Source organism: Streptomyces sp. NPDC086766 (assembly GCF_044746005.1).
Classification (GTDB): Bacteria; Actinomycetota; Actinomycetes; order Streptomycetales; family Streptomycetaceae; genus Streptomyces.
The window spans coordinates 56,886-73,612 of the sequence record NZ_JBIVBI010000020.1 but is presented as its reverse complement, the minus strand read 5'-3'; the positions used below and the strand labels follow the sequence as shown (position 1 = coordinate 73,612).

At 71.5% G+C, this 16,727-nt stretch carries 8 protein-coding genes; 5 read left to right on the top strand and 3 right to left on the bottom strand.

What is annotated here, in order from left to right:
* The first annotated feature begins 616 nt into the window (after positions 1-616).
* Positions 617-1,933: an MFS transporter gene (locus ACIPM1_RS28945; RefSeq protein ID WP_402439533.1), complete on the top strand. Its 1,317-nt coding sequence runs from the start codon at positions 617-619 to the stop codon at positions 1,931-1,933.
* A 1,039-nt stretch (positions 1,934-2,972) separates the two neighbouring features.
* On the opposite strand, the gene ACIPM1_RS28940 is transcribed toward ACIPM1_RS28945, so the two are convergent.
* The 3 genes from ACIPM1_RS28940 to ACIPM1_RS28930 form a co-directional block, all read right to left on the bottom strand.
* A complete protein-coding gene (locus ACIPM1_RS28940) occupies positions 2,973-4,268 on the bottom strand; it encodes a cytochrome P450 (protein WP_402439609.1) in 1,296 nt (431 codons plus the stop codon).
* Positions 4,269-4,333: 65 nt separating this feature from the next.
* Positions 4,334-5,311, bottom strand: a complete 978-nt coding sequence (locus ACIPM1_RS28935; protein WP_402439531.1) for a DUF1702 family protein — start codon at positions 5,309-5,311, stop codon at positions 4,334-4,336.
* A 48-nt stretch (positions 5,312-5,359) separates the two neighbouring features.
* On the bottom strand, positions 5,360-6,349 hold the full coding sequence (locus ACIPM1_RS28930) for a DUF1702 family protein (protein ID WP_402439530.1): 990 nt from the start codon (positions 6,347-6,349) through the stop codon (positions 5,360-5,362).
* Between the two features lie 182 nt (positions 6,350-6,531).
* On the opposite strand from ACIPM1_RS28930, the gene ACIPM1_RS28925 reads away from it, so the two are divergent.
* The 4 genes from ACIPM1_RS28925 to ACIPM1_RS28910 all read left to right on the top strand — a co-directional run bounded on the left by ACIPM1_RS28925 (position 6,532) and on the right by ACIPM1_RS28910 (position 16,723).
* On the top strand, positions 6,532-7,332 hold the full coding sequence (locus ACIPM1_RS28925; protein WP_402439528.1) for a TIGR03084 family metal-binding protein: 801 nt from the start codon (positions 6,532-6,534) through the stop codon (positions 7,330-7,332).
* 558 nt (positions 7,333-7,890) lie between these two features.
* The gene (locus ACIPM1_RS28920; protein ID WP_402439607.1) at positions 7,891-9,837 is read left to right on the top strand and encodes a CRTAC1 family protein; all 1,947 of its coding nucleotides are present in this window, start codon (positions 7,891-7,893) and stop codon (positions 9,835-9,837) included.
* Positions 9,834-10,838, top strand: coding sequence for a hypothetical protein (locus ACIPM1_RS28915; RefSeq protein ID WP_402439526.1), 1,005 nt, complete (start codon positions 9,834-9,836; stop codon positions 10,836-10,838). Before ACIPM1_RS28920 ends, ACIPM1_RS28915 begins: the two co-directional genes overlap by 4 nt.
* Positions 10,835-16,723 carry a type I polyketide synthase gene (locus tag ACIPM1_RS28910; RefSeq protein ID WP_402439524.1) on the top strand — a complete coding sequence of 1,963 codons (5,889 nt, stop codon included), beginning with the start codon at positions 10,835-10,837 and terminating at the stop codon, positions 16,721-16,723. Before ACIPM1_RS28915 ends, ACIPM1_RS28910 begins: the two co-directional genes overlap by 4 nt.
* The last annotated feature ends 4 nt before the right edge of the window (positions 16,724-16,727 follow it).

The following is a 16,727-nucleotide window of genomic DNA, read 5'->3' as shown; positions in this document are numbered from 1 at the left end:
CTGATGCAGCACGATGTCAACTGGGCGGAGAGCGGATACCGGATGGATCCCTCAGTTTCTCGCATCTGGCCAACTACCTTCTTCAGCCCGCGTTCGAACACGACCGGAGCGTGTCAACGCCGTTGAGTAGTAACGTTTACGCGAATACGTCTCATTGAGCTGCACGGTGCATGCGATGCCGAAGTTATGTCCCGGCTGGTGAAGCGGACAACTTTCAGATTGCTGACGGCCCGCGCCGGTGGACCCCGCAGCGTGCCGTCCTGACCTGTGATATCCGCTCGCCGCGACGAAGCGCCCCCACGACCGCGTGATCGGTCCGCGGGAAGGAACGGCCGGCACCTGCCGACAAGGGACAACAAGCGCCGGAGCGGCCACCCGACGCCCCCTCCCGCCCCGGCCCGGCCCGGCGCAGCAGAGCACGTTGGAAGAAGACCCCCTCCTCAACGGGCACTATGGTGTCTGCCTGTATCAACCCGATTCACCATGGCCCGCAGTAACGGGCAGGCGGCCGGCAGGATGTTGTCACGTTCGGATCAGCGCCATGGTGCGGCGTGCTGCCCGCAGATGGTACCGGCGCCATTGATCACAGAAGGCGGACATGTCCACATTAAACCCAATGGCCTTCGTCAAGTCCCTCTTCCCTGAATCGGGCATTGAGCGCACATACGTAACATCGACATTCATCGGCACAATCGGCGCCGGAATCCTCCTGCCGATCAGCATCCTGTACTTCACCCGCATAGTCGGCCTCCCGGCGGCCGAGGTCGGGCTGGCCTTCACCGTCTCCGGCCTGCTGGCCATACCGGCCTCGATCCCCGCCGGCGCACTCGCCGACCGAGTCGGCCCACGCCGCGTGATGACAGCAGCCCTTGCCGCACTGGGCGTTGTCGGCGTCGCCTACCTCTTCGTCCAGAACTTCTGGACCCTGCTCGCCGTCCAGACCCTCATGGGCTTCAGCCTCGCAGCCTATTTCCCGTCCGCCGGCGCACTCCTCCGCCGCGTCGGTGGTGAGCGCACCGTCACCATCCGATCCCAGACCAGGGCTGTGACAAACCTGGGAGTGGCACTCGGCTCCCTGATCGCCGGTATCGGCATCGAGATCGGCACCCCGACCGCTTACCGCATTCTGGCCGTCACCTTCAGCGCCGCCCAGGTGACGGCACTCTTGCTGCTATTCCGACTGCCGAACTACCAGCCCCTGCCCCGCCCCTCTCAGGACGCACCGCACACTGGCGAGACCGGCACCGTCACCACACCGGCACCGAAACGGATCGCGCTGCGGGACAAGGCCTTCGTCGCCTACGCACTCGTCGGCGGCGCCATGGCCGTACAGAACATGATCATGGAAATCATGGTCCCGGTATGGATCGTGGGCCACACCCACGCACCGGCCTGGTCCGTCACCGTGGCCTTCGTCCTCAACACGGCACTCGTCGTACTGCTCCAGGTAAGACTCGGCGACAAGATTCAGACGATCACCGACGGCGGAACGGCACTGCGCCGGGCCGGCATCGCCCTCCTCCTCGGGTGCGCCGCCCTCAGCCTCATGGCCGACCTGCCCGCCTGGGCCGCGCTCCTGCTGCTGATCGTCGGCATGGTCTTGCTCACCCTGGGCGAAATCTGGTACGTGTCCGGCACCTTCGCCTTCGAATACGGACTCCCCCCCGCCTACGCTCAAGGCCAATACCAAGGATTCTCCTCCTCCGCCTCAGCAGCAGCCAAAGCCGTCGCCCCAGCCCTGCTGCTCGGCCTCGCACTGAGCCACGGCCGCATCGGCTGGCTCGCACTCGGCGCACTCCTGCTCCTGCTCGGCCTCACCGGCCCCGCCATCGCCGGCTGGGGGGTACGCACCCGACCGGCCACCACGACCACCGAACCCGTGACAGCCGAAACCTCAACCCCCACCCCTTCGCCCGCCGACGACCCTGTCTGAGCCTGGCTCTGTCGGGGACCTCGGAGTTTTCCGGTACGGCAGCATGATCAGCAGGCCCGCGGGCTGTTGCGAAGACCTGTAGGGCCCTCGAGGTACCCGTCGTCCCTCCGTCCCCGTCCCGGTGAGCAGTCCAAGCTCCGACAGCGCGGGGCGCGCGTGCGAGCGGACCCGGACGACGCGACGGCGAGACGGTACGAGACCGTCTCGCCGGACGGTGGAACGACGAGGACTTCGCCGGGCGGCACCGCGCCACGGGCGCGTGGGCCTCTCGCCTGCCCAGCTTGCCACCTCGAGCGTGCTGCAGTTCCTGGCCCCCTCCGGCGACCGGCAGGCAGCCGAGGCGGTGCGCTGCCGTGTAGACGTCGAATACGCCCCCGCGCCGGCCCGGCACGAGGAGGCCGGGCTCGTGCGCGAACGCACCGCCCGGCGCACCGATTCCACGCATGTCCTGTCCGCGAGACGGTACGGACCGAGCCGGCAGAGATCGCCGGAGCACGGCGGCGTTGCGTACGACGTCCGCGGAGTCGAACTCGGAGTAGCCCAGGCGGGCCGGCTCGGCGGGCACCCACCGCAGGAATCCGCATGTGGTCAGCCCGATGCCGATGCTCCACGGCCGTGACGGCCGGGGCGGAGCAGCAGTTGCCCTATGCCGAACAGTGCACGGATGCCCCGGCGTTGCCCCGGGACGGGGGCTGCGACCGTGTCCGCGTCGCCGGGTACGACGACGGCTCCGTAGCGGGTTGTGATTGCCTGGTCCCGGCGAAGAGCATGGATGCCCGGCGGGCAGCGCGGCCGCCGAGTCGGCCCCACAGCCACGATCCCAGCACCGTGCCGATGGTCCCGGCGAGCGGCAGCCGGGTGATCGACACCGTCCTGCGCTGCCGGGGACCGCAGTCCGCCGTCGTTTATGGAGGGGGGCGTTCTCGACCCACCCGTGCCGATGGCACTGCAGCGGATTCGGTCGGCCGCACCTCGAGGAGGACCTCGTGCCGGCGGCCGGTCGGGGGCGGTGGGAGGAACCCCGTCGCCCCCCGGCACCTCACCGCGCCTTCCGGACCGTCACCTCCAGCCCGCCGCGCATCCCGAGCGACAGCATCGGCTCCGGGACCACCCGAAGGCCGGGCACCTTCTCCAGGCGCAGCTCCCGGCACAGCAGTGCCACGGTGAACACGGCCTCCATCAGCCCCAGACTGCTGCCGACGCACACCCGCGGGCCCGCGCCGAACGGGATGTGGGCGTACCGCGGGCGGTCGCCCCGCTTCCCGGGCGCGAACCGCTCGGGCCGGAACTGCCCCGGCGCGTCCCAGAAATCCGGGTGCCGGTGCAGTGTGTAAGGAGAGATCAGGACGTCCGCGCCGGCCGGGACACCGTAGCCGCCGATCTCGTCGGCGGCCTGCGCCTGCCGGGGCAGAATCCACACCGGCGGATACAGTCGCATGGTCTCCTCGACCACCATGGTCGTGTACGTCAGCAGGCGCAGATCCTCGTAGCGGGGGAGCCGGTCGCCCAGTACCTCCACCGCCTCCTGGTGCAACCGCTCCCGGACCTCGGGGTGACGGTCCATCAGGTAGCAGGCCCAGCCGAGGGTGGAAGCGGTGGTCTCGTGGCCCGCCAGCAGCAAGGTGATCAGCTCGTCCCGCAGTCGCCGCTCACCGGTTCGCGGGTCGGCCTCCGAACGCACCGAGGCGATCAACCGCGAGAGGGCGTCGTCCCCCTCTTCGATCCCGCCGCGCGCGACACGCTGCGCCGCCAACCGCTCGACCACTTGCTGCAGACGGACACGAGCCCGCCGGAAGCGCATCTGGTGGGGCAACGGGATCCACATCGGCACCGCGCCCATGGTGACCATCTCGAACATGGCCTGTTCCTGGACCGCCTCGAAGGCATGGCCGAGGTCGCCGAACTCCTCCAGGCCGGTGTCGAGCAGCGTGCGGCCCAGCACGCCCAGCGTCAGCCCCGTCAGTTCCCGCGTCAGGTTCACCGGCCCGCGCCCCTCGTACCCGCGCAGCCGCTCGACCAGTGCCGCCGCCTCCTCGGCCACGGCTCCCGCCTGCTGGGCGATCCGCCGGTGCTGGAAGGCGGGCTGGATCACCTTGCGCTGCCGGTGCCAGAGTTCGCCCTCGCTGGTCAGCAGGCCGTCCCCCAGAGCGCGCCGGGCCTGGGCCAGGCCGATGCCCTTGTGGTAGTTGGCGGCGTTGTCCGCGAGCACGTGCTTGGCGTGGTCGGGATGGTTGAAGAAGTACAGCGTCTTCGGGCCGAGGGAGAGCCGCACCGCGTCGCCGTAGCCGGCGGCGGCCGTCATCATCGACAGGCGGTCCTTGGCCAGCTGCCGCATCAGGGACGGTACTGCGCGCAGCGGCGGCGACGGGGGAACCCGCCGGGCCGCGCTGGTCACGCCGGTCACCGGCGCTCCGTCACGGCGGCGATCCGCTCGGCGATGGCCTGCCGCCACACTTCGTACGCCGGCAGGGATCCCGTCCCTGTCGCCCGCGGGCGGACCTCCTGGGTGATGCGGGCGGCCTCGTCCGGCTCCAGGCCGCACAGTACCCGGGTGGCCGACGCGGTGTGCGGCACCATCAGCCCGGCGCGCAGCCGGGCCTCCGCGGCGAAGGCGCTGCCCTGTGCCAGCGCGCCCCGATGGGGTCCCGCCTGATCGCGCAGCGCCGTCAGCTCCTCCTCGTCGCAGCCGCCGGCGTACGTCGCGGCGAGGCCCACGCCGCTGTAGAGGTCTGCGTGGCGTGTCTTGGGGAATTTCGCGATCGTCGTGGCGACGACGCCGGGGTCGGTGCCGCACACGAACCACAGGGCACGACCGATGCCCTGGTCGATGGCGCGGCTGGTGTAGTTGGGGAAGTCGTGGGCGGGCCACGGAAACCGCTCGTCCCGGTACTGCTGGTTCACATACCGGTCGGTGTGGAAGTACGCCTGGTGGAAGCCGTACCCGTCGAGCACCAGCCAGCGCAGCAGGGGGTCGAGGGAGTCGACGTTCGGCCAGCGGAACCGCGGCAGTCGGCCCATGGACCAGCCGATGCCGACGTACACCATGTAGATGTGCGCGCCGCCGCGGCCGGCCAGCAGGCGGTCGACGCCGTCCCTTTTCCAGCCGGGCATCCCGTCGAGGACGCCGTACGCCATGCCCGCGCCCTCGTAGGCGAAGCCGCGGAACCGCTCCGGTATCGCCTCCAGGTGCGCTTCGGCCTCGTCCGTGGTGCGGGCGGCCATGGCGTGGCCGTACCCCTCCAGGAACCGGCTGCCTATCGTCTCGAGCAGTTGTCCGGCTTCGGGCGTCTTCCGGTGGAAGCCGCGGGTCTCCAGCAGGGTCTCACTCACGCTGGGCGTCAGGATCCGGCGACGCAGCCTGCCCATGGTGCTCGGCATGGATTTCCCTTTCCTATCGGCTGTTTTCCTGGCGTGGGGGCCGAAGTGTCATCGGGGGACGGCCCCTTCGGGCAGGAAGTGGGCTTGGATCGCACGCCGCCATTGCTCGTAGGCCGGGACCGGGCCCGCCTGCCCCTCCGCGACGGCGCTGTCGTCGGCGAGGGCGACCGCGGCCTCGACCGAAAGGCCTGTCAGCACCCGTGCGGCGACGGCCGTGTGCTCGGGCACGTAGCCCGCCAGGTCGCGGGCGCGGATCGCGAATACCGCCCCCTGGGCCAGCGCCGGCAGATGCTGATCGGCCAGACGCCGCAGCGTGTCGAACGTGTCCGTCCCGCAGCCGCCGGCGAAGGCGGAGGCGAGCCCGGCACCGCTCCACAGGTCCGGCCGCCGGTGCTCGGCGAAGCCGCGAATGGCCGCGTCGACCCGCTCGGGCCGGGCGCCGTGGATGAACCACAGGGCACGGCCGATGCCCTGGTCGACGGCACGAGGAAAGTAGGCGGGCGCGCCCTGCCACGGATAACTCGCGGGAACCCGCTGCTCGTCCACCCAGCGGCGGGTATGGAAATAGGCAAGGTCGAAGCCGTAGCCGTCCACCGCGAGCCAGCTCATCACCGGGTGGAAGGGCTGTCCGGTGAGGTCGGGCAGCACCTTCCTCCACAGGACGCGCGGCAGCCGTGCCATGGCGAAGCCGATGCCGATGTAGGCGAGGAGGACGTGGGGGCGGCCCGGGCCGTTGAGCAGCTCGCGGGTCCGGTGGCCGCGGCCCATCACGTCCAGGATGGTGAACGCCATGGTGGCGCCCTCGTAGCCGAAGCCGCGTTGTTCGGGATCCAGAAGATCCAGGCGATGCGCGATGCCGGGGGTGTCGTGTGCCTCCATGGCCCACTCGAAGCCGCACACGACGGCGCGCGGGACGTCCTCCAGCCGGGTGGCGGGATCGTTTGCGGGCAGCGGTGCGAAGCCGCGCCGGGCGAACGACACTTCGGTCAGGTCGGGGGCCAGCAGCACGCGCCGCAGCGCTCTCAACGTCCTCGCCACGTTCCCCTCCACGAATGACTCGACGGCCAGACCATCATCGCCACGGCGGGGCAGTCGGTGCTTCTCTGCGGTTGCCCCTGCCGGTGGGTGGTGCATCGACAGCACGGCCGGAGAAGTGGCCGACCCCTGCCTCCCCCCAGACTGGGCCTCGCGACAAAGCCGCCCGCAGAGAGGAACGAGGCATGACCCAGCACAGCGACGTCCTCAGCGATCTGGTGGCCGAGGGCGACGCCCTCGAGGCCTTGCTCGCCGATGCCGGCGAGACCGAGTGGGCACGGCCCACTCCGGCCGAGGGATGGTCGGTCCGGCACCAGGTCGCCCACCTGATCATGGTGTTCGGCCTGGCCGAGAAGGCGGCGGAGGATCCCGCCGGGTTCAAGGCGTTCCTCGCCGGAATCACGACCTTCGGCGAGGCCGTCCAGAACGGGCTGAAGCCGTATCTGCCCCTCGAAGGCGCGCAGTTGATCGAGACCTGGCGGACCCAGCGGGCGGCGACCGAGCGGGCGCTGAATCGTGTGCCCCAGGAGCGGCTGGTGCCGTGGCTGGTCCGGCCGATTCCGGCGGCGGTGCTGGCGGCTGCCGGGATCATGGAGATGTTCGCGCACGGCCAGGACATCGCCGACGCGCTCGAAGTCGAGCGCCAGTACACCGACCGAGTTCGGCATGTCGCCGAATACACCTGCCTCACCTGGGAGTTCGGCTACGAGTCACATGGTCTGCCGCGGCCCCGCAACGGATTGCGCTTCGAACTGACGGCGCCCTCGGGCCAGACGTGGACGCTCGGCGCTCTCGACGCGGAGCAGCAGATCACCGGCCCCGCCGTCGATCTCTGTCTGCTGGCCACCCGGCGCCGGCACCGCGACGACCTCGCGCTCACCGCCTCCGGTCCGGACGCCGACCAGTGGCTCGACATCGCCCAGGCCTACCGCGGCCCTACCGGACCCGGGCGCAGGCCGGGCCAGTTCGCGCGGGCCGGGCGCTGATCAGCGCCCGCGTGCCGCCCGGTTCGTGGCACCCGAGCCCGGATGCCACGAACGGCCGCCCTCCAGGTCACAGCGCACCTCAGGCAAACCCGCCGAGCGGCGCCGATACCGGCCCTGCGGTCGCCGGACGATTCATCACCAGCCTGGAATGACCGCCGTTCCAAAGCCCTGATCCGGAACGGCCGAACTCAGTCGACCGCAGCGAGTTCCATGCTCCCCTCACATTCCGGCGCATCTCGAAAATCCATCTCCCGCCGACACCTCCAGGGCATCTCATCGGACGTGGCCGGCAAGTGAACAAGAAATTTCACGACGCGTGCCGAGTCACCGTCGAGAATTCTCGCGATGACGCGTCCCGTGACGCTTCTTCGAGCTTGCCGACTGCCCTGAAGTGCGAATACATCGGCTAGCAAGTCGGGAGATGCCGGTTGCGCGGTGATCCCGGATCGTATCTGAAGAATGCAATCCCATGATTCACACGCCGATCCTGACCACCACAAGAGAGAGAGGAGCACCGTGGCATATAGCCAGCGGATTCGCAGACTGGTGCCGGGGCTGGTGACGGTTCTCATCGTGGCGTCACTGTTCTTCGCAACCCGGGCAGCAGTCGCCGCTCCTGACGGTACAAAGGTGGCCGCCGCCTACCGGTTCAAGGAAATGCCCATCGCCATGCCGCCGGGCTACGACGGGCTGCCCAAGCGCACCGTGCGTACCGTCAACCCCGCCTACGAGAAGATCCGCTCCTGGATCTCGTCGGTGGGCGCGAGCATCGCCATCAACGACGTCACCGGCCACGGCCGGGCGTCCGGCATGTGCATCGTGGACACCCGCACCGACCAGGTGACGGTGACGTACACGCCCACGGCCCGTCAGGCCGACCGCTTCACGCCGTTCCTCCTCGACGCCGCGCCGCTCCCCGTGGACCGCACCATGGCGCCCACCGGGTGCACCTTCGGCGACTTCAACGGGGACGGGCGCATGGACATCCTGGTCAGTTACTGGGGCCGCACCCCGGTGCTCTTCCTGGCCCGCTCCGATGCGCGTACGCCCTCACCCCGTGCCTACGTGCCACGCGAGCTGGTGCCCTCGCAGTCGCAGGACGGCCGGTACCACGGCCCGCGCTGGAACACGGACACCGTGCACGTGAGCGATCTGGACGGCGACGGTCATCCGGACATCGTCGTCGGCAACTACTTCCCGGACTCCGACGTCCTCGACCCGAACGGCCTGAACAACGTGGTCATGAACGACTCGTTGTCCCGTGCCCAGAACGCCGGCGGCGACCATGTGCTGCGCTGGACGTCCGCCACGTCCGGCCCCCGGCCCACCGCCGCCTATATAGAGGAGCCGAAGGCGATCCCGTACGACGCGGCCACGGGCTGGACGCTTGCTGCCGCCGGCGCCGACCTGACCGGTGACGGCCTGCCGGAGCTCTACATCGCCAACGACTTCGGCCACGACCACCTGTTGTACAACCGCTCCAGGGCCGGCCACATCCGCTTCACCGAGGCCATCGGCGAACGCACCGGCACCACACCCAAGTCGTTCCTGCTCGGCAAGGACTCCTTCAAGGGCATGGGCGTCGACTTCGGCGACCTCGACAACACCGGCCGTTTCGACATGATGGTCAGCAACATCACCGTGGCATGGGGCCTGGAGGAGTCCAACTTCGTTTGGAAGAACCGGGCCGCCAGCGAGGCGGAGATGAACCGGCAACTCGCCGACGGCACTGCCCCGTTCAGCCAGGAGGCCCGTGCGAAGGGCTTGGCGTGGACAGGCTGGAACTGGGACGTCAAGATGGGCGACTTCCTCAACTCCGGCCACCAGGACGTGGTCCAGACCGACGGCTTCGTCAAGGGCAAGATCGACCGCTGGCCGTGGCTTCAGGAAATGGCCATGGCCAACGACCTTCTGCTGTCCAACCCCTCCATGTGGCCCCACGAGGGGCCGGGCGACGACATCGCCGGCCACAACGAGCTGGCGTTCTACGCCCGCACCCCCGACGGATCCTTCGCCAACATCAGCAAGCAGCTCGGCCTCGCGGTACCCCATCCCACCCGCGCCGTGGCCACCGGCGACACCACCGGCACCGGGGCGCTGGACTTCGCCGTCGCCCGGCAGTGGGGGCCGCCCGCCTTCTACGCCAACACCACCGCGCACCGCGGCAATCACCTCACCCTGAACCTGCTGCGTCCCTCGGCAGGGCCGGCCGCGGGAGGATCCCGCAGCGGTCTGGCCGCCGCCGGCAGCCCCGCATACGGCGCCACCGTGCGCGCCACGACGCCCCACGGCACGCAGATCGCACAGCTCGACGGCGGCGGCGGCCACAGCGGTTTCCGCAGCTTCGACGTCCGCTTCGGGCTCGGCTCCTACGACGGTCCGGTGACCGTGCACCTGCGATGGCGCGACGCCCACGGCGAGCTCCACCAGCAGGTCCGCCGCCTCACACCCGGCACCCACACTCTCATGCTCACCAGCGACGCCCAGGAGGTGTCGGGCTCATGACCGCGACGGTCACGCAACCCTCCACGGAACAGGCCCCGCACGCCACAGCGGCGCCGCCCGCCGCCAAACCGGACCCGCGCTACCTCGCACTGCGCAACTTCGCCATCTCCATCAGCGTGTTCAACATCTTCGGCTACACCCTGCTCGGCTTCGAGCAGCCGTGGCTCTGGCCGATCCTGGCGGTCCTGTGCGGATACGCCACCGAGACCGGACTCGAACTGGTCAGCGCCTGGGCGTACAGGCGGGCCCCGCGCTTCCGCGGCCGGGGCGTCCGCGGGGTGTACGAGTTCCTGCTGCCCGCCCACATCACCTCGCTGGCCGTGTCGATGCTCACCTACGGCAACGACCTCTTCCTTCCGGTCCTGTTCGGCGTGGTCGTCGGCGTCGGCGGCAAGCACGTGTTCCAGGCGCCGATCGGCGGCCGGATGCGGCACTTCATGAACCCGTCGAACTTCGGCATCACCGTCTCGCTGCTCTGCTTCGGCACCTGGTTCAGCATCGCGCCGCCGTACCAGTTCACGGAGAACGCCAACAACTTCTTCCGGGTCGCCATCCCGCTGATCATCGCCACCGCGGGAACCGTCATCAACGCCATCTTGACCAAGCGCGTGGCGCTGATCGTCGGCTGGCTGGGCGGCTTCGCGATCCAGGGCGTCATCCGCCATTTCGTCTGGGACGTCGCGGTGTTCTCGGCCGTCGGTGTGATGAGCGGCGTGGCCTTCGTGCTCTTCACCAACTACATGATCAGCGATCCGGGGACGACGCCGGCCAAGGCTCGCAACCAGTTCATGTTCGGCTCATCGGTCGCGATGGTCTATGGGGTGCTCATGGTCTTCAACGTCGTCTACACGCTGTTCTTCGCCGTGACGCTGGTGTGCGGGCTGCGCGGCGCCGGCTGGTGGGCGGCCCACCTGCTGCAGCGCCGGCGCGAGCGGGCCGCCGCCGCGGTGCCGTCCGCGACCGCCGCCACCGGATCCGAGGCAGAGGCGGTGGCGGCATGACCGGCCCGCGGCCGCGCATCGCGGTCGTCGGGATGGCCTGCCGCTACCCCGACGCAGACACGCCCGAGCAGCTGTGGCAGAACGTCCTGGCCGGACGGCGCGCCTTTCGCCGCCTCCCCGACGAGCGGATGCGCCACGAGGACTACTACTCGCCCGACCCCGCCGCCCCCGATCGCCACTACGCTCGCAAGGCGGCGGTCCTGGAGGGCTTCGAGTTCGACCGCGTCAAACACCGCATCGCCGGCAGCACCTTCCGCGCCACGGACATGACGCACTGGCTGGCGCTCGACACCGTCTCACAGGCCCTTCAGGACGCGGGGTTCCCCGACGGCGGGGGCTTGCCGGCGTCCACCACCGGCGCCGTCATCGGCAACAGCCTCACCGGCGAGTTCAGCCGCGCCAACCTGATGCGGCTGCGCTGGCCGTACGTACGCCGCACCGTCGCCGCCGCGCTGCGGGAGCAGGGCTGGCCGGATGCGGAGCTGGCGGAGTTCCTGCGCACTCTGGAACAGCGGTACAAGCAGCCGTTCCCGCCGATCGACGAGGACACTCTGGCCGGCGGCCTGGCCAACACCATCGCCGGACGGATCTGCAACCACTTCGACCTCGGCGGCGGCGGGTTCACGGTCGACGGTGCCTGCTCCTCGTCGCTGCTGTCCGTCGCCACGGCGTGCAACGCGCTGGCCTCCGGGCAGTGGGACGTGGCCATCGCCGGCGGCGTGGACCTGAGCATCGACCCGTTCGAGGTGATCGGCTTCGCCAAGACCGGAGCCCTGGCCACCGGTGAGATGCGCGTCTACGACCGCCACTCCAACGGCTTCTGGCCCGGCGAGGGCTGCGGCGCCGTGGTGCTGATGCGGGACGAGGACGCCGTCGCCCAGGGACGCCTGCGCCATGCGGTCATCGCCGGCTGGGGCTGGTCCTCGGATGGCCGCGGCGGCATCACCCGCCCTGAGGCGAGCGGTCACCGCCTCGCCCTCGACCGCGCCTACCGCTCCGCCGGTTTCGGCCTGGAAACCGTGTCCTACCTGGAAGGCCACGGCACCGGCACCGCCGTCGGCGACGCCACCGAACTGCGTGCCCTGTCCGAGGCGCGCCGGGCCGCCGACCCGGACGCGCCGCCCGCCGCCCTCGGCACCGTCAAGGGCAACATGGGACACACCAAGGCCGCGGCCGGGATCGCCGGACTCCTCAAGGCCGTGCAGGTGGTGCGCCACCAGGTCATTCCGCCGGCCACCGGCCACCACGACCCCCACCCGGAACTTCTCGGCGAGCGGCCCGCGCTGCGGGTGCCCCGGGATGCGGAGGTGCGGCCCGAGGGCGCCCCGATGCGGGCCGGCGTCTCCTCGATGGGCTTCGGCGGCATCAACGCCCACATCGTCGTCGAGCATGCCGACGGGGGGAGCCCCACCGCTCTGCCCCAGTCCACCGTCCGCCTGGTCCGGTCCCGGCAGGACTGCGAGCTGCTCCTGGTCGACGCGGACGACACCGCAGACCTGCGCGGCCGGCTGACCCGGCTCGCCGCTCTCGCCGGGCACCTGTCCTATGCCGAACTCGGTGACCTGGCGGCCACGTTGGAGGCCGACCTCGCGGGCCGTACCGTCCGTGCCGCCGTCGTCGCCTCCTCTCCGGAGCAGGCCGAGGAGCGTTTCACCGAGCTGCTGGCGCGTGTCGACGGCGGCGCCCGCAACCTCCTCGATACGGCCGCCGGCCTGTTTCTCGGCCGGCGTACCGACGCACCGCCACGGATCGGCTTCCTCTTCCCCGGGCAGGGCGCGGGCCGCCGCGGCGACGGGGGCGCGCTGCGCGCCCGCTTCGCCGCCGTGGACGAGCTCTACCGGGCGCAGGATCTCCCGGCCCGGGGCGACCAGGTGGCGACCGAAGTGGCCCAGCCCCGGATCGTCACCGCCTCGGCGGCCGGACTGCGCGTACTGGACGCGCTCGGCATCGAGGGCACGTGCGCCGCGGGCCACAGTCTCGGCGAGCTGACGGCATTGCACTGGGCCGGAGCCATGGACGAGGCCGGGCTGCTGCGCACGGCGGCCGCGCGAGGCCGGGTGATGGCGGCGGCCAGCGACGGCGGCGGGGCGATGGCGAGCATCGCAGCGGGGCCGGCGGCGGTGGAGCCGCTGCTGAGCGGCGAGCCGGTGGTGATCGCCGGTTACAACGGCTCCCGCCAGACCGTGGTCTCCGGGCCTGCCGACGCCGTAGACCGGGTGAGCACGCGGGCGGTCGCGCAGGGCCTCGCCGCGCAGCGCATCAATGTCTCCCACGCCTTCCACTCGCCCGCGGTCGCCCCCGCGGCGCACGCGTTCGCCGAGCATCTGGCGGGGGAGCGGCTGCGGCCGCTCTCGCGGCGGGTGGTCTCGACGGTCACCGGCGGGCCGCTCGACCGGGACACGGACGTGGCGGAGCTGATGACCCGTCAGGTCCTCGCCCCCGTGCGGTTCACGCAGGCCGTCGAGGGCCTCGCCGCCGAGAGCGACCTGCTGCTGGAGGTCGGCCCGGGACGCGTCCTGAGCGGGCTCGCCGGACAGACGGTGGACGTTCCGGCGATCGCCCTCGACACGGACAGCACGTCCCTCGCGGGGCTCTTCCTGGGTGTGGCGGCGGCGTGGGTGCTCGGCGCCCCGGTGCGCCACGGGGAGCTGTTCCGGGACCGCTTCACCCGGCCCCTGCCGCTGGACAAGGAGTTCCGCTTCCTCGCCAACCCGTGCGAGTCGGCACCGGACGGCGACCTGCCGCTCGCGCTGGACGCGGGCACCGGCGCGGATGCCGTCCGCGACGAGATGGCACCGGCGGGCGCGTCCACCGGTGCACCGTCGGCCTCCGCCGGGGACGGCCCGAGCAGCCTCGACGTCCTGCTGCGGCTTGCCGCGGCCCGCGCCGAGCTGCCGCCCTCGGCCCTCTCGCCGGACACCAACCCGCTGGACGAGCTGCACCTCAGCTCGATCACGGTCGGCCAGATCATGAACGACGCGGCCCGTGAGCTGGGGGTCAACCCCATGGCCACGACGTCGGCGTTCGCCACCTCCACGCTGGCCGAACTGGCGGTCCTGCTGGACGAGCTGGCCGGCACGGCCCTGCCCTCCGACGCGGACCGCCCAATCGCTGCGGCCGGCGTGGCGCCGTGGGTCCGGGCGTTCTCGGTCGACCTGGTGGAGGCGGAAACCGGGAAGGCGCCCGGGCCAAAGGCGTCCGCCGAGGGCGACGGCGCGCACTGGACCGTGTTCGCTCCCGACCGGCATCCGCTGGCCGAGCCGCTCGCGGCGGCGCTGCGCGAGGCCGGGCTCGGCGGGGGCGTGCTGCTGTGCCTGCCCGCCGACTGCGACGACGAGCATGCCGCGCTGATGCTCTCAGCCGCTCGCGCCGCCCTGCACCCCACCAAGCCAGCCGCCCGCTTTGTCGCCGTCGGCGACCGGCGCGGGGCCGCCGGGCTGGCCAAGACGCTCCACCTGGAGGCGCCCGACACCGCCACCACCGTCGTCACGCTCCCGCTCAACAGCCTGCCCGACCTCGGGCGGCTGACGCACCGCATCGTCGCGGACGTCGCGGCGACCAGCGGCTTCAGCGAAGTGCACTACGACGCCGCGGGCGTCCGCCGGGTCCCCGTGCTGCGGGCCCTGCCGCCCGTCGCGGACGATCCCGGCACCACCGCCCAGTTCCCGCTGACCGGCGACGACGTCCTCCTGGTCACCGGCGGAGGCAAGGGCATCACCGCCGAGTGCGCCCTGTCCCTGGCCCGCGAGTCCGGATGCGCCATCGGACTGCTCGGCCGTTCCGACCCCGAGACCGACCGTGAACTCGCCGCCAACCTGGGCCGGATGGCCGCCGCGGGCGTTCGCTTCCACTACGTCCGCGCCGACGTCACCTCACCGGGCGACACCAAGGCCGCCGTCAACGAGATACGCGAACGTCTCGGCCCCGTCACCACCGTGCTGCACGGCGCGGGACGCAACGAACCGCGCGCACTCGCCGACCTCGACGAGGCGTCGTTCCGCCGCACCCTGGCCGTCAAGATCGCCGGACTGGAGGCGGTCCTGGCCGCCGTCGACCCGGCCGACCTGCGGCTGGTCGTCGCGTTCGGCAGCATCATCGGCCGCGCCGGACTGCGCGGCGAGGCCGACTACGCCACCGCCAACGACTGGCTGACCGAACGGATCGCGCGGCTGCGCGAGGACCTTCCGGGCTGCCGGTGCATCGCGCTGGAGTGGTCGGTGTGGTCCGGTGCGGGGATGGGCGAACGGCTCGGCGTGCTCGAGTCGCTCATCCGCGAGGGCATCGAGCCGATCCCTGCCGACGAGGGCGTCGCCATGCTCCGCCATGTGCTGGCCCATCCGGACGTGCCCGACACCCTGGTCGTCATGGGCCGCGCCGGCGGCCTGCCGACCATCGCCCTGGAGGAGCGGGAACTGCCGCTGCTCCGGTTCGTGGAGCGCGTACAGACTTATTACCCCGGCGTCGAACTCGTCGTCGACTCCGAACTGTCCGCCGCCACCGACCCCTACCTCGCCGACCACCTCCTCGACGACACCCTCCTGCTCCCGGCCGTGCTCGGCATGGAGGCCATGGCCCAGGCCGCCGCGGCCCTCACCGGCCGCACGGGAAGCGAGGCGGTGCCCATCCTGGAGGATGCCGAGTTCCTGCGTCCGGTGGCGGTGCCGCCGGACGGCACGACCACCGTGCGGGTGGCCGTGCTGGCCACCGGTCCCGACACCGTCCGCGCGGTGATCCGCAGCAGCGAGACGGACTTCCGCGCCGACCACTTCCGCGCCGTCCTGCGCTACGGGCCGCACCAGCAGCTCCCGGCCGGGCCGCCCCCGCCCGAGGGCGTGCGTCCGGCCCTGGAACCGGCACGGGACATGTACGGGCCGGTGCTGTTCCAGGGCGCCCGCTTCCAGCGCCTGACGGGCTATCGGCACCTCGCCGCCAAGGAGTGCGTCGCGGACATCTCCACGTCCGCCACCGCGCCCTGGTTCGCAGGCTTCCTGCCGCCCGACCTGGTGCTGGCCGACCCGGGCACCCGGGACGCGCTGATGCACTCCATTCAGGCCTGTGTGCCGGACGCGACGCTGCTGCCCGTGGGCGTCGAACGGCTGCACCTGGCCGACCCGGCCGCGGCGGCCGGCGCCGGCGGTGTCGTCCTGCACGCCGTCGAGCGCTCCCGGGACGGTGACACCTACGTCTACGACCTCGACGTCCGTGACGAGCACGGCGCGTTCGTCGAGCGCTGGACGGGCCTGACCCTGCGTGCCGTCCGCAAGTTGGACGGCTCCGGCCCCTGGGAGCCTGCGCTGCTCGGCCCCTACCTGGAGCGACGCGCCGAAGCGGTGCTGGCCGCGCCGGTGCGGATCGCCGTCCACCCGGACGGCGACGGCAGCCACGGCACCCCGGACGGCCGTCGCGGTCGCACCGCCCACGCCCTCGGCCAGGCCCTCGGACATCCCGTGACGCTGCGTCATCGCCCCGACGGGCGCCCCGAGGTGGACGGCGGCCCGCAGGTCTCCGCCTCGCACGGCGCCGGGGTGACCCTCGCCGTGGCGGGGGAGCGGCCGGTCGCGTGCGACGTACAGCACGTCGAGGAGCGCAGCACGGACGAGTGGGAGGGCCTGCTGGGCGCCGGCGGGCTCGCGCTGGCCCGGCTGATCGCGGCCGAGCACCGCGAGGAGCTCTCGCTCGCCGCGGGTCGGGTGTGGGGCGCGGTCGAGTGCCTGCGCAAGAGCGGCCGTGCGCACATCGAACTGACGGTGGACGACGGCGCCGGGGCTCCGGACCGGTGGGTGGTACTGCGGTGCGGCGCGGCCGGTATCGCCACCGTCCCGGCCGTACTGCGCACCGCGCCGGAAACGGCGGTGTTCGCCGTGCTGACAGAGAGGGAGGGGTGAGGCA

What these genes read in the sequence shown, in the direction of transcription:
- ACIPM1_RS28935 (WP_402439531.1), bottom strand. Translation starts at nt 5,311, where the DNA reads ATGCCGAGCACCATGGGCAGGCTGCGTCGCCGGATCCTGACGCCCAGC.
- ACIPM1_RS28940 (WP_402439609.1), bottom strand. Translation starts at nt 4,268, where the DNA reads ATGCGGCAGCTGGCCAAGGACCGCCTGTCGATGATGACGGCCGCCGCC.
- ACIPM1_RS28945 (WP_402439533.1), top strand. Translation starts at nt 617, where the DNA reads ATGGCCTTCGTCAAGTCCCTCTTCCCTGAATCGGGCATTGAGCGCACA.
- ACIPM1_RS28910 (WP_402439524.1), top strand. Translation starts at nt 10,835, where the DNA reads ATGACCGGCCCGCGGCCGCGCATCGCGGTCGTCGGGATGGCCTGCCGC.
- ACIPM1_RS28925 (WP_402439528.1), top strand. Translation starts at nt 6,532, where the DNA reads ATGACCCAGCACAGCGACGTCCTCAGCGATCTGGTGGCCGAGGGCGAC.
- ACIPM1_RS28915 (WP_402439526.1), top strand. Translation starts at nt 9,834, where the DNA reads ATGACCGCGACGGTCACGCAACCCTCCACGGAACAGGCCCCGCACGCC.